This is a genomic window from Lactococcus allomyrinae (genome assembly GCF_003627095.1).
Classification (GTDB): domain Bacteria; phylum Bacillota; class Bacilli; order Lactobacillales; family Streptococcaceae; genus Lactococcus; species Lactococcus allomyrinae.
The window spans coordinates 523,913-537,261 of sequence record NZ_CP032627.1; the positions used below are offsets into that span (position 1 = coordinate 523,913).

Sequence of the window (13,349 nt, forward strand, 5' to 3'; positions counted from 1 at the left end):
AGAGAGAAAATAATGAGAATAATAAAAGAAATCCCAGCAGACACATTGACACCCATTTCAGTATATCTTCGTTTGAAGGGGAAAAATAAGGTGATTTTGGAGTCGATTCCAAGAGAAAATGACCAGTCACGTTTTTCAATCATTGCTTTAAATCCTGTTAAACAGGTGAAGTTTACTGACGAAGTTTTGACAGTGAATGATGAAGTTGTCAGTACTGACAAGCCTTTGAAGTTTGTTGAAAAGTTAGTTTGTCTTGCTGACAGAAATGATGAAGACAATTTACCTTTTACGAGCGGTGCGATTGGCTACGCAGGATTTGACACTTACGGTCTCTTTGAGAACATTCAGCCAGAGCTGAGTGATGAGATCGGCACGCCAGACTTATATTTTATGCTTTATGAAAATGCGATTGTCTTTGACCACAAGCGCGAAAAATTGATCCTGATTGAAGATAACATTTACAGTCACAGAGCAGAAGCAGCACTCCAAACAGCGCTGACAGAAAAAATCGAGGTGCTGTCAGTGCTGACAGAAGCAGAAAAACGAATTCCGAAACTTTCAAAAATGAATTTCACAAGTAACACGACAAAGGAGGCGTTCAAGGAAAAAGTTGAGGCAGCCAAAGCTTTAATCAAGAATGGCGATATGTTCCAAATCGTTTTGTCACAACGATTGAGTGCAGATTTCACAGAAAATCCTTTTGATTATTACCGTCAGTTGCGCGTGGAAAATCCGTCATCTTATATGTATTTTCTTGAATTTGACGATTTTCACGTGATTGGCTCATCGCCTGAGCGGCTGGTTGCAGTGCATGGCAATCAAGTCTCAACCAACCCAATCGCAGGAACGAGAAAACGTGGCGCAGAGGAGTTTGAGGATCAACGACTCATTGAAGAATTGGAAAATGACGAAAAAGAAATCGCTGAGCATAAAATGCTGGTTGACCTTGGACGAAACGACATCGGAAAGCTGTCAGAGTACGGTTCAATCAGTGTTCCAGTCTTTATGAAAGTAGAAAAATATCGCTATGTCATGCACATCACAAGTGAGGTAAAAGGTCAATTACGTCCAGAATTTAGCGCAATGGACGCCCTGCTTGCGACTTTGCCTGCTGGCACTCTGTCAGGTGCTCCAAAACACCGTGCTTATCAGCGCATTTACGAATTTGAGCAAGACAAGCGTGGGATTTACGGTGGTGCGATTGGTTATTTGACGAAAAACGGAAACTGTGATTTTGCGATTGCCATTCGGACGATGATTTTGAAAAACAAAAAAGCCTATGTGCAAGCAGGCGCAGGTATTGTTTACGACTCTGTGCCAGAATTGGAATATCAAGAAACATTGAACAAGGCACGGGGATTGTTGGAGATTGGGGAATAGTGAGCTATTTTTAGGAAAGAGAGTTCTTGATAATGAAATATCAACTCAGATAAAAAAGATCACCCTCAGGGTAATCTCCAAATTTATTTGCTCAATGTTCGTTTATTGTGGCGCATAGTGATAAAAGCAGCCAGTCCGCAAATGACCATAGTCGCAAGTGTCAGCAGTCTTCCACCCCAGACATAGGTGACGGTAGAAGTGTTAAAAGCCAGCCAAATTTGCAAGGCAGAATGAACTACCAAGATTACGCCGAAAATCAGCGTGCCTAACGTATCAATGCGCTTTACCCATTCAGGGTGCGCATGGGCTCGTGTAGCGAGCGTGCGATTGGCTTTCGTGATGAGCTTCATGAGAAAAGGCTTCTTGACCAAAAAAGAGCCAATCAAAATAAGACCAATTATAAGATAAATCGAAGGTACAAAAATCTTGATGAGCAAGCCATTTCCATGTGAGAAAAAGGCGACAAGTAAGCTGATTGCAAAAGCAATGACACTAATAGATCCCATTGGATCGAGCTTGTGCTTGCGAATACTTTCTTCCAATGTGTAAATTACGGGGATAAGTGCAGATAATAACAAGGCGCTCGCATCAGAAAAATGTAGCATTTTGAGAAGAGCAACGAGAATAATTGGAATAATCCAGTTAATGAGAATTCCGACAAGCATTTTTGGCTGAATAAAGGCTTTAATTTTGGGTAACATTTGATAATCTCCGATCTGTAAGTTATTTTAGCACATAAAAACAGGTTAATCATCAGACCAAAGTCTGAATTGAAAGAAGGAACAACAGTGATTTTAATAATTGACAACTATGATAGTTTCACCTACAATCTCGCCCAGTATGTCGGTAGTTTGACCGATGTGCAGGTGTTGCGCAATGATGATGCCCGGCTTTACGATGTCGCAGAGCAGGCTGACGGATTGATTTTTTCACCAGGACCAGGTTGGCCAGCTGATGCGGGGAAGATGGAGCAGATGATTGCGGATTTTGCGGGTAAAAAACCAGTTTTGGGCATTTGTCTCGGTTTTCAAGCCATTGTCGAGAGCTTTGGTGGAAACTTACGCTTGGCACACGCGGTCAAGCATGGCAAAAATTCGCAAGTCCGTCAGACTTCAGGAAACTTGCTTTTTAGTAATCTCCCCAGCAAATTTTCAGTCATGCGCTATCATTCGATTGTGATGGACGAAAATGTTGCGCTGCCTGATTTTGCGATTACCGCACTTGCCATAGATGACGGCGAAATTATGGCGATTGAAAACGAGAAGTTGGGCATTTATGGCCTTCAATTTCACCCTGAAAGTATTGGTACGCTTGATGGTATGACGATGATTGAGAATTTTGTGAAAAAAATGGGATGACTTTATGAAAATAATCAAAGCAATTTCTGAGCAACTTATCATAAAAGAGCTGGCGCAGGCAGAATTTGAGCAGGCATATCCCCTTGTTCATCAGTTACGGCAGGATTTACCACTGACAGATTTTCTGTCAGTAACCGCACAAATGCAAGACTACCGCGTTTTCGTGCTGACCGTTGCTGACAAAATCATCGCCTACGCAGGTTTCGCTGAACAACTCAACCTCTATGAGGGGCGGCACATTTTCGTGTACGAGCTGGTCACGGACGTTGCGCTCAGAGGTCAAGGTTACGGCAAAATACTTCTGTCAGCACTGACAGAAGAAGGAAAACGTCTGGGCTGTGAAATGTTGGTTTTGACCTCAGGGCTGCAACGTGTGGACGCCCATCGTTTTTACGAAGAAAAGATGAAACTGATGCGGACGAGTTTTGTGTTTCGCAAGGAGCTATGAAATAGTGAAAGAATTTGAAAGAACTGTCAAATCTGACAGATGAAATCATCAGCTCTGACAAAACAAAATTTTAAAAAAAGGAGATATAAATTATGATTAATCACTTCGGTATTGCAGTTAAGGATTGTATGCGTTCAAAAAAGTTTTATGACGCAGCGCTTAAACCGCTTGGTTACAAGATTCATCGCACAGGTACTAGAGAAACTGGCTATACAGATGGTATTTCGCAGGATCCTTTTGGTGATTTTTGTTTTTTTGAAGGAGAACCATATCCTTTTCATTATGCTTTTGAAGTAAAAAGTAATGAAGCAGTTGACGAATTTTATAAGGAAGCAATTGAAAATGGGGGAGTAGATAATGGTGCTCCTGGATACCGTAAAGACTATCACGAAAATTATTATGCTGCTTTTATCATTGACCCTGATGGCTATCGAATTGAAGCCGTTTGTCACAATGGGCAAGAACATGGACTAGACAGAAATTTTTTAACAGAGATAAAATAATTTTGACAAATATCTAAAGATAAAATTAAATAGAAAATAGAGAAAGGAATTGAGTTCGCCCTCTTGGGGAGCTAGACGATTAGATAAAATGGAAGCTGTCGCTATGCGAGAGAACCATATTTTCCTAGTGTTCTAGGCTCTTGAGCAATCGAACTCACATCTTATTATGAAAAATGAACTCGAAAAAGTAATTGCAGGTCGAGATATGACCGAAAACGAAATGAATATGCTGGCAAACAGTATTATTCAAGGCGAACTCAGCGAGGTGCAAATCGCAAGTTTTCTTGTCGCACTGAAAATGAAAGGCGAATCGGCGAGTGAGCTGACAGGTTTGGCGCGCGCCCTTCAAAAAGCCAGTCTGAAAATTCCAACTCAAGTCACGGATGCGATGGATAATTGCGGAACTGGGGTGACCGCTCGTTTAGTTTTAATATCTCTACTACTTCAGCATTTGTTTTAGCCGCTGGTGGTGTCCACATGGCAAAGCACGGGAATCGCTCAATTACCAGCAAATCTGGCTCGGCAGATGTGCTTGAAGCACTTGGTATCAACCTTTATCTGCCAGAAGAAAAACTAGCTCAGGTCTTTGATAGAGTTGGATTAGTCTTTCTTTTCGCACAAAATTTACATCCTGCGATGAAATATTTCACGCCAGTGCGTAGACAGCTTGAAATTCCAACGATTATGAACTTGACGGGGCCTTTGATTAATCCGGTTTCTCTTGATACGCAGCTCCTCGGCACTTCACGTCCTGATTTGCTAGAGTTGACGGCAAATGTCTTAAAAGGCTTAGGGCGCAGACGTGCAGTGGTGATTACAGGCGAGGGCGGTATGGATGAGGCAGCACTTTTTGGTGTCAATCGCTATGCGCTACTTGAAAATGGCGAAGTCAGCCTACATGAGTTTACAGCTAGAGACCTCGGAATGAAAGAAATCCAACTCAACGAAATCCGAGGCGGCGAAGCCCCTGAAAATGCAGAAATATTAGTCAAAGTACTAGAAAATGAAGCCTCCCCATTCTTGGAAACAACAGTTTTAAACGCAGGCTTAGGTTTCTTTGCAAATGGCAAAGTCGAAAGCGTGAAAGACGGTGTTCAGCTTGCGCGCGAAGTCATTGCAGAGGGGAGTGCACTTGCAAAATTGCGAGAGTTGCAGGCTGAGCAAGTGGGATAAAAAATAAAGAATTGGGAAAAGTATAATTCAACCAAGCAAGTGCTTGCTAAATCCCCCACCTCTTTGAGGTGGATGGATAAAGTAGCACTATCTCCGCTTCACTACTTTATCTATTCGCTATATCTCCTGTCGATTTACCACGGGTATCCATTCGCTCTAAGCTGCTAAAGCAGCAAGGCGAAGTGGTTCGCTACGGCACGAAAGTGCCTAGTCGAAGTCGCAACTCACGCCGTTCTCCAAACGGTCTCCGCAACTCCGTTGCTCCGCTGTCCTCTATCCATATGCTAATGATAGAGGCAAAGCGATAAGGCGAAATAGCAAGCTTTTCTTTCGTTCTACTGCCCTAGGGTCTCAGTACTTTAGCAATCGCGATTTGAACTTCAGACTTTAGCTGGTTAGTCAAATCGACAGCGTAGCAAAGCGAGATAGGCTTCAGGGACAAGGTGACCTCATATCTTTGATGTGAGGTTGTACCCTAACATCTGCAAGGGGAAAATTCCCAGCTGATGAAGTAATCATTTCAAAAAAGAGAGGTAAAAAACATGGGAATCGTGCAAGAATTGCAGGAGCAAGGGATTTGCCCAACTTGTTATAATTTTGAACATGGTGGCGTATATTCCAATTTTACAGAGCGTCTGATTTTTGAGGATGAATGGCTTTATTGTTTTTTAGAAGAAAGACCTCGTGCGAAAGGTCATACAATTATTCTTGTTAAGGCGCATTATGACGATATGGCAACTTTGCCCGATGAACTTTGTGCACACGTTTTTATCATTGCTAAAAAATTGATGAATGTGTTGAAAACGGAGCTAAAGGCAGAGCGCGTGTATCTTTGTAGTATGTGCGACGGAAAAGCCAATCATTTTCATGCGCAGCTCCTCCCACGCTATGCTGGCGAAAAAATTGGTTCAACAAATTTTGTAAAAGAACGACAAACTTATGATGAAAATAATGTTCCTATTGAGCGATTGAGAGGAGCGATGAAAGAAGGAGCAAGTAATGAATGATAGTAAAATTATTTTAGCAGAGCACGAGACTTTTGAAACGAATCGACTCATTTTGCGAAAAATTTCTTTGGCGGATGCTGAGGATATGTTTGAGTTTACAAGTGACCCAGAGGTAGCGCGCTATGTCACTTATCCGCCACATGAAAACTTGGACATAACGAAAGATGGAATTGTGAATTACTTTATTCCCAATCGTTTAGAAAACTGGGGAATTGTTGACAAAGCGACAAATAAGGTCATTGGAACAATCGCTCTCTGGATAAAGGGAGATTCTGGTACTTTTGGTTGGGCTTTAAATCGAAATTACTGGGGGAAAGGTTTGATGCCTGAAGCGGCAAGTGTTTTGCGTGATTTTGCCTTTAATACACTTAAATTAAACGTGATTATTGCCGACCATTATGCTGTGAATCAGAAGTCTGGACGAGTGATGGAAAAAGTGGGGATGCATAAAATTGGACGGATTTGGATTTATATGAAAAAAGAAGAAAAATCTGTGCTGGCGGATTATTGGGCATTGACACGTGCTGAATATTTGGATGAGGTAAAGGATGGAAATTATAAAATATCGGAGGGCTGATGAAGCGCATTATGCTGAAACGCTTGCTTTGCGGGATAAGATTTTGCGTCAGCCCTTTGGTGTGACGATTTATGATGAGAATCTGGATTATGAAGTTGAAAATATTTTCTTAGGTGCTTTTGAAAATGATGAGCTGATTGGCACGGTCAATTATTTTGAGAAAACATCGAAAACAGCTCAACTTTGTGCTTTTGCTGTCAAATCTGACCGACAAAAATCAGGGGTTGGTAGTCAATTGGTTCAGGCGTTATTTACTGATTTACTTGCGCAAAATTTTGAAAAATGTATCGTGGAAGCGCGGGGGACAGCAGTTGGATTTTACAAGAAAATGGGTTTTGTGTTAACGAGTAGCGCCTTTAAAAATGAGCGTTTGGGGCACGAGGATTTTATGATGGCGATTGAGCTATGAATAAAATTTTCATAGAAATCGGTTTTGACCTTGACAATAATCGTTTTGGTTTTGGACGTAGCGTAGAAATTGAACATGCTGATGGCACGGAGAAACGGCTCAAAATTTCGGTCAAACCTGATAAACTTGTCTCACGTTATGTTAGAATTTGGTTAGGGAAAACTGTCTTGATTTTTGATAGTCAAAGTCCGCATTTTTCGGTCAGAAAGAAAACACGTCGAAATTTTAAGTTTGTGATTGGAAAGTGGGGAGAAAAAGGATGACAACGGTTTATTTTATTCGGCACTCAGTGCCTGACCGTTCTGACCAGTCGGTCAAAAATGATGCGCATCGTCCCTTGACTGATGAGGGTCTGAGGCGGGCTGACGAACTTGTCAAGCGCTTTGAAGCTGTCAAAATTGACAAGATTTATTCTAGTTCTTACTTGCGAACGGTGCAGACGGTTGAGCCGATTGCACGAATAAAGGGACTGGAAATTTTGGAAATCTCGGATTTGCGTGAGCGAGAAAACGGGGCTTGGCATTTGGACTTTGAAGCATATACAAGACGACAGTGGGCTGATTTTTCTTATAAACATGAAAATGGCGAGAGTTTACAAGAGGTGCAGAAGCGAAATATTCATGCGTTGAAGCAGATTTTGACAGAAAATGACGGACGGACGCTGATTGTTGGGACGCATGGCACAGCACTTTCAACACTACTCAACTATTATGATTCGAGCTTTGGCGTGGCAGATTTTCTGCGGATTGCGGATGTGATGCCCTATATCATCAAACTAGAGTTTGATGGAACGAGCTATTTATCTAAGAAAGAAATGACAGAAATATGAACATAGAACAAGGAAAATTTTTAGAAACAATCCTCGCGCAGAAGTCGCGTGAAGTCGCGGAAATGCAGCAGGAACAGCCACGAGAAGTGCGTGCAACATACAAGCTCTACGATTTCTTGAAAAATCATGGCAATCAGCTCCAAATTATCGCAGAGTGCAAAAAAGCCTCGCCAAGTTTGGGGGACATCAACACGGAGGTGGATTTGGTGGCGCAGGCGAAAAGCTATGAAAAGGCGGGTGCGGCGATGATTTCCGTGCTGACCGACCCTGTGTTTTTCAAGGGCGATATTGAGTATTTGCGTGAGATTTCGAGCGTCGTGAGCATTCCGACGCTGAACAAAGATTTTATCATTGACAAAAAACAGATTGACCGAGCCGTGAATGCTGGTGCGACCGTGATTTTACTGATTGTCGCTTGTTTTGAAAATGATTTTTCGGTGCTTCAAGAATTGTATGAGTATGCGCTTTCATTAGGGCTTGAAGTGTTGATTGAGACACACAATAAGCCTGAGCTCGACCGTGCACATGCACTGGGTGCAAAAATTATCGGCGTGAACAACCGCAATCTCAAAACTTTCGAGGTCAGTTTGCAAAGTTCATTGGATTTAGTGAAATATTTTAAGCCTGAAAATGTCTATATCTCGGAGAGTGGCATTTTCTCTGCTTTCGAGGCAGAATTAGTTGCTGACAGTTTCAACGGAATTTTAGTCGGGACGGCGCTGATGCAGTCGGGTAATGTTTCGTCAGCACTGACAGAATTAAAAGTGAAAAGATGAATATTGAATTAATAAAAGTCCAACTGACAGACTTGTCAGAACTGACAAAGATGCTAAAAACTATTTTCACGCCTTTGCTTGAGAAATACCATGATAATGAAATCAACCCCGCGAATCTATCGCAGGAGCGGATTGCACGCTGGTTTGCACAAGATTTTACAACGGTATATTTTGTCAGAACTGATGGAAAAAATGTTGGATTTGTGCGTGTGATTGAGCTGAAATTTTTCCCTGAAAAGCGAGAGCGTGTGCGTTTGTCACCATTGGGAATTTTGCCCAATTTTCAAAATCAGGGTTTGGCACAAGAAATGTTTTACCAGTTGGAACAACTTTATCATCCAAAAAATGGTTGGGAGTTGGACACGATTTTTCAGGAAAAAGGGAACGTACATCTTTATGAAAAACTGGGGTATAAGCGTATTGGAGAAGTTCAGCGTTATAATGAATTTATGGATTTAGTGGCTTATGAAAAGGATTAAAAAATGAACATCAAAATCTGCGGTCTCCGCACAAAATCTGCCGTTGACGAAGCGGTCAAAAACGGCGCAACACACCTCGGCTTTATCCTGTCAAAATCGCACCGTCAAGTCACACCAGAAGCTGTCAGTACGCTGACAGAAAACCTACCAAAATCGGTCAAAAAAGTTGGCGTGTTTGTCAACGAATCGATTGAATTTGTCAAAAATGCGGTGGCGATTGCTGGGCTTGACCTCGTGCAGCTGCACGGTGACGAAGACATGGACTATATCCGTCAGATGTCAGTGCCTGTGATTAAAGCTGTCAGTGATTTCGCAAAGATTGCCCAATATGAAAATATTATGTTGCTTTTAGACAGCCCAAAAGGCGGCAGCGGTCAGACGTTTGACTGGACAAGCGTGCGGGCTGACAGCCTGTCATTGCCCTTTTTTGTGGCGGGCGGCTTGACCCCCGACAATGTGGCAGCAGCGGTGCAGCATTTTCAGGATTTTCCTCACTTTTACGGCGTGGACGTGTCGTCTGGTGTGGAGACAGATGGGGTCAAGGATTTGACGAAAATCTGTACTTTCATTCAAAATGCAAGTCTGGCACATTATGACGATTTGCTGACAGCGTTTCTGACCCTCACGCAAAGGCTCAATGCACATGGCATCATCCCCTATCTGATGGGAAGCGTTGCCGTCCAGTTGGTGGCTGGGTTTTCGACCAATCCTGACGACATCGACATTCAGCTTCGACAGTCTGATTTTGCGCAATTTGACCGACTGTCAGTGCTGATGGAAGACTTAGGCTACCACTTGATTGATTGGCACGAGCACAAGTTTGAAAAAGGGAATATCCATGTTGGCTTTGCCAATGTTGAAACGCTGAAAAACTATGCTAACGTTGATTTTACAGCGTTATCAAAAAGTGAACTCGGTGAATTTTATTTGCCAAATCTTCAGCAAAATATCAAAATCTACGAAGCAGCAACTCGCGACAACTGGCGCAATGATAAGTACAAAGATAAAGTGATTTTAGAAAAATTAAAGGAGCTGGAAAATGACCGCTGAAAGCGAAGTAACGATTCGCTCCATTCAAAAAGCGGATTTACATGAATTATGGGCAATCAGCTACGGTCAAAAAGCGGATTTGACCTGGATGGCGTACAACGGTCCGTATTTTCAAAACCCGATTTTGACTTGGGAAGAATTTTCAGCAAAAATCGCTCCTAAAATCAACCAATCGAATTTTGCACTGATTATCTATGAAAATCAGATTGTCGGGCAACTTTCGAGCCACTGGTATGACGGCGACTTGCAAAACTGGCTGGAGTTTGGACTTGTTATCTATGACAGCAGGCTTTGGGGCAAAGGTATTGGCGCAGCCGCTGTACGCCTATGGATGCGGCAACTTTTCGACACTTACCCCGAAATCCAACACCTTGGCTTCACCACTTGGTCAGGAAATCCAGGCATGATGAAACTCGGCGAAAAATGTGGCTTACAGCGCGAAGGACAAATCCGCAAAGTCCGCTTTTGGCAGGGAAATTGGTATGACTCGGTGAAATATGGGATTCTGAGAGAAGAATTATGACTAAGTTTAAAAATATGAAATGGCTCTTCTTTGACCTAGGTTCGACACTTATCAACGAAGAAAAAGCACAAGAAATACGAATCAGAGAAAGTGTGAAACTCCTTGTAGAGCAAGGTATTTCAATGACTGAACAACAATTTTTTCAGGAAATGTGCAATGCTTCAAAACGTTATGAACCGCAGTATCTAGCAGTCATGGAAAATCTGGGGAGCGACAAAATAGTGTCTTATCCCCATCAACTTGAGCAACTCTATGCAGAGACCTTGCCGCTCTTAGACAAGTTGCGACAACGCTATAAAATAGGAATCATCGCCAACCAATCGCTGACAGGTGCAGATCTTCTAAAAAAATGGCAGTTACAAGATAAAATAGATTTCATGAATTCATCCGCAGATTTTGGTATTGCAAAACCAAACTTGGAAATATTTAAAACAGCGCTGGAATTCTGTGATTGTGAGCCAGAAAATATTTGTATGATTGGGGATAGACTGGATAATGATATCTTTCCCGCCAAACAGCTTGGAATGAAAACGATATGGGTCAAACAAGGCTTTGGAGCTTATCAGATACCGATTTCAAGGGCTTATGAGCCAGATTTGGAAGTTGAAAGTTTGAAAGAGTTGTTTGATTTGTAACAGGTTTAACTTAGCAAGTGCGTACTAATTCCCCACCTAGGTGTAACAACTAGCATATCTCTAAACGCTAGATCCTATCTTAGGTGGCGGGATAAGCAGCACTAAACTCTGCTTTCGTTCTACTAACATCGTTGGGGGATTCTTTCTCCCTCAACGATGGAGTAATCACTTCAAGGAGAACAAAAATGTCGTATTCAACATCTGGCATAGACCATATCGGTCTAACCGTGAAAGATTTAACAGCCAGCACGAACTTTTTCATCAACTGCTTAGGTTTCAAAAAAGTGGGCGAGCGTCCAGAATATCCAGCGGTGTTTGTTGCTGATGACGCAGTCATGATGACGCTCTGGCAGGCAAAAGATGACGCTGAAATTCTGGATTTTGACCGTAGGCATCATATTGGACTCCACCATCTCGCTTTTCGTGTCCCAAATCATGAGCAGCTCGACCAGTTATTTGCTAAAATAAAAAATGAGCAAACGATCAACATTGAGTTTGCGCCAGAAACCCTCGGTACAACAGAAGCACGCCATTTTATGATTCATGAACCAAGTGGAAATCGGATTGAATTTATTTCAAGAAATGCTTAAGGGTACCTCTAAAAATCAGAACTGAAAGGAACAAAATGCCAGAAATCATCACAACAAAACAGGGAAAGATTGAAGTAGAGATAGAAGGAACAGGCTTTCCAGTTATTGCCATTCATGGCAGTCCTGGCGGCTGGGACGGCGCGAAAATGATGCTTGATTTTTTACCATCAGACAAATTTCAAAAAATTGCCTTTTCACGACCTGGTTATCTCGGAACGCTGCTGAATGAAAAAGATGATTCGATTGACCACGAAGCCGATTTGATTGCCGCAATGCTTGAGCATCTAAAGATTAAACGTGCAGCAGTTTTGGCTTGGTCAGGTGGCGGTCCATCTGCTTATCGTTTGGCGGTGCGCCATCCAGAGCAGATTTCGAGCATGGTGATGATTGCAGCAGTGAGTGAGCGTTGGATTTGCCCACCTTATCCTGCGTCGGACAGGTTTCTCTATGGCACAGCCTTTGGGAAATCTCTTGTTCATTTTCTTGCAAAGGTTACACCAAAACAGATTATCAGCGGTGCGCTGGCAGGTGAGGGAAAGCTCAGCAATGCAGAAGTTCAGAAGCAGACAGAAAGCGTGATGGCGCATTCAGCGCAGCGTAAAGCCGTTCTTGACGTGGCAAAAACCATGAATTGGGTCGGTAAGCGAAAGCCAGGTTGGGACAATGATGTTAAAAATTATGCCAAGATTGATCGCCTAGAGTTAGAAAAAGTGCACTGTCCAGTACTGATTGTCCAAGGTGACGTAGATACCGATGTGCTTCCTTTTTACAGTGAAAATGCACACAAACGGCTTAGCAATAGTCAGCTTATCCTAGTGAAAAATGGCACACATCTCGCGTTCTATGCCCATCCTGATGCAGAAAAAATTCAAGCGCAAGTTGAAACGTGGTTTTTGGAGCATTTTAGTCAAAAAATCAAGGAGGAGAAAAGATGAAGTACGCTTTAATTATAGGTGCCTCAAGGGGGATTGGCTTGGGGCTTGTCAGAGCCTTATCTGAGGAAGAGTGGCAAGTGACAGGTACAGTCCGTCAGTCGTCAGGAACGTTGTTACATGATTTGGCACAAAAAATAGAAGCTATCCAAGTTGAGCAGGTCGATATTACGCGAGATGACGAAGTGAGTGCGTTGATTAGTCGTCTGTCAGCGCAGAAATTTGATTTAATCCTTGTCAATGCAGGTATCGCGATTGCTGACAAACCTGTCAGTGAGGTTACAGCTGACGAATTTAGCAAAATCATGCTGACCAACGCTTATGCCCCTGCAAAATTGATTGAGCTGATGGCAAATTTATTAACGAACAAGGGCACACTTGCGCTGACCTCCTCACGTCAAGGATCAATTAGTCAAAATACACGAGGAGACAATGCGGTATATCGCGCCAGCAAGTCTGCATTGAACCAACTGATGAAATCCTACAGTGCAAAAAATCCTGAACAGTCCATTTTGCTTTTGCATCCAGGCTGGGTGAAGACTGATTTGGGAAATAGCGCGGGACAAGCACCCTTGACCGTCACAGAAAGCACCGCAGGCTTAGTGCAAGTCATCACGCAACACTTAGGCGAAGTTGGCATTCAGTTTTTGGATTATCAAGGAAAAACAGTGGATTGGTAA

17 protein-coding genes and 2 pseudogenes are annotated in these 13,349 nt (G+C 42.6%); 18 read left to right on the top strand and 1 reads right to left on the bottom strand.

What is annotated here, in order from left to right; all coding sequences use genetic code 11:
• Nucleotides 1–12 precede the first annotated feature (12 nt).
• Complete coding sequence (gene trpE / locus D7I46_RS02550) at nt 13–1,380, top strand: anthranilate synthase component I (RefSeq protein WP_120771453.1); 1,368 nt, start codon at nt 13–15, stop codon at nt 1,378–1,380.
• Nucleotides 1,381–1,463: 83 nt separating this feature from the next.
• Here trpE and D7I46_RS02555 read toward each other — a convergent pair whose 3' ends face one another.
• Nucleotides 1,464–2,081: a VC0807 family protein gene (locus D7I46_RS02555; RefSeq protein WP_120771454.1), complete on the bottom strand. Its 618-nt coding sequence runs from the start codon at nt 2,079–2,081 to the stop codon at nt 1,464–1,466.
• A gap of 87 nt (nt 2,082–2,168) precedes the next feature.
• On the opposite strand from D7I46_RS02555, the gene D7I46_RS02560 reads away from it, so the two are divergent.
• The 17 genes and pseudogenes from D7I46_RS02560 (at nt 2,169) to D7I46_RS02640 (ending at nt 13,349) form a co-directional block, all read left to right on the top strand.
• Entirely contained in the window at nt 2,169–2,738 is a 570-nt protein-coding gene (locus tag D7I46_RS02560) for an aminodeoxychorismate/anthranilate synthase component II (RefSeq protein ID WP_120771455.1), read from the top strand.
• A 4-nt stretch (nt 2,739–2,742) separates the two neighbouring features.
• Nucleotides 2,743–3,186, top strand: coding sequence for a GNAT family N-acetyltransferase (locus D7I46_RS02565; RefSeq protein WP_120771456.1), 444 nt, complete (start codon nt 2,743–2,745; stop codon nt 3,184–3,186).
• Nucleotides 3,187–3,278: 92 nt separating this feature from the next.
• Nucleotides 3,279–3,689, top strand: coding sequence for a VOC family protein (locus tag D7I46_RS02570; protein ID WP_120771457.1), 411 nt, complete (start codon nt 3,279–3,281; stop codon nt 3,687–3,689).
• A gap of 166 nt (nt 3,690–3,855) precedes the next feature.
• Nucleotides 3,856–4,862 (top strand): annotated as a pseudogene (gene trpD, locus D7I46_RS02575) (anthranilate phosphoribosyltransferase).
• Between the two features lie 542 nt (nt 4,863–5,404).
• On the top strand, nt 5,405–5,869 hold the full coding sequence (locus D7I46_RS02580) for an HIT family protein (RefSeq protein WP_120771458.1): 465 nt from the start codon (nt 5,405–5,407) through the stop codon (nt 5,867–5,869).
• Nucleotides 5,862–6,446, top strand: a complete 585-nt coding sequence (locus D7I46_RS02585) for a GNAT family N-acetyltransferase (RefSeq protein ID WP_120771459.1) — start codon at nt 5,862–5,864, stop codon at nt 6,444–6,446. Before D7I46_RS02580 ends, D7I46_RS02585 begins: the two co-directional genes overlap by 8 nt.
• The gene (locus D7I46_RS02590; RefSeq protein ID WP_120771460.1) at nt 6,418–6,855 is read left to right on the top strand and encodes a GNAT family N-acetyltransferase; all 438 of its coding nucleotides are present in this window, start codon (nt 6,418–6,420) and stop codon (nt 6,853–6,855) included. Before D7I46_RS02585 ends, D7I46_RS02590 begins: the two co-directional genes overlap by 29 nt.
• Entirely contained in the window at nt 6,852–7,118 is a 267-nt protein-coding gene (locus tag D7I46_RS02595) for a DUF3977 family protein (protein ID WP_120771461.1), read from the top strand. The genes D7I46_RS02590 and D7I46_RS02595 overlap by 4 nt, the downstream gene beginning before the upstream one ends.
• A complete protein-coding gene (locus D7I46_RS02600; RefSeq protein ID WP_120771462.1) occupies nt 7,115–7,684 on the top strand; it encodes a histidine phosphatase family protein in 570 nt (189 codons plus the stop codon). Before D7I46_RS02595 ends, D7I46_RS02600 begins: the two co-directional genes overlap by 4 nt.
• On the top strand, nt 7,681–8,460 hold the full coding sequence (trpC, locus tag D7I46_RS02605; RefSeq protein ID WP_120771463.1) for an indole-3-glycerol phosphate synthase TrpC: 780 nt from the start codon (nt 7,681–7,683) through the stop codon (nt 8,458–8,460). Before D7I46_RS02600 ends, trpC begins: the two co-directional genes overlap by 4 nt.
• Nucleotides 8,457–8,939, top strand: coding sequence for a GNAT family N-acetyltransferase (locus tag D7I46_RS02610; protein WP_120771464.1), 483 nt, complete (start codon nt 8,457–8,459; stop codon nt 8,937–8,939). The genes trpC and D7I46_RS02610 overlap by 4 nt, the downstream gene beginning before the upstream one ends.
• Nucleotides 8,940–8,942: 3 nt before the next feature.
• Nucleotides 8,943–9,515: pseudogene (locus D7I46_RS13715) on the top strand (phosphoribosylanthranilate isomerase); the annotation flags it as partial.
• 463 nt (nt 9,516–9,978) lie between these two features.
• Nucleotides 9,979–10,512: a GNAT family N-acetyltransferase gene (locus D7I46_RS02620; protein WP_120771466.1), complete on the top strand. Its 534-nt coding sequence runs from the start codon at nt 9,979–9,981 to the stop codon at nt 10,510–10,512.
• A complete protein-coding gene (locus D7I46_RS02625) occupies nt 10,509–11,147 on the top strand; it encodes an HAD family hydrolase (protein ID WP_120771467.1) in 639 nt (212 codons plus the stop codon). The genes D7I46_RS02620 and D7I46_RS02625 overlap by 4 nt, the downstream gene beginning before the upstream one ends.
• A gap of 185 nt (nt 11,148–11,332) precedes the next feature.
• Nucleotides 11,333–11,737 (top strand): VOC family protein, encoded by a 405-nt coding sequence (locus tag D7I46_RS02630; protein ID WP_120771468.1) that lies wholly within the window; start codon nt 11,333–11,335, stop codon nt 11,735–11,737.
• 35 nt (nt 11,738–11,772) lie between these two features.
• A complete protein-coding gene (locus D7I46_RS02635) occupies nt 11,773–12,672 on the top strand; it encodes an alpha/beta fold hydrolase (RefSeq protein ID WP_120771469.1) in 900 nt (299 codons plus the stop codon).
• Entirely contained in the window at nt 12,669–13,349 is a 681-nt protein-coding gene (locus tag D7I46_RS02640) for an SDR family NAD(P)-dependent oxidoreductase (RefSeq protein WP_120771470.1), read from the top strand. The genes D7I46_RS02635 and D7I46_RS02640 overlap by 4 nt, the downstream gene beginning before the upstream one ends.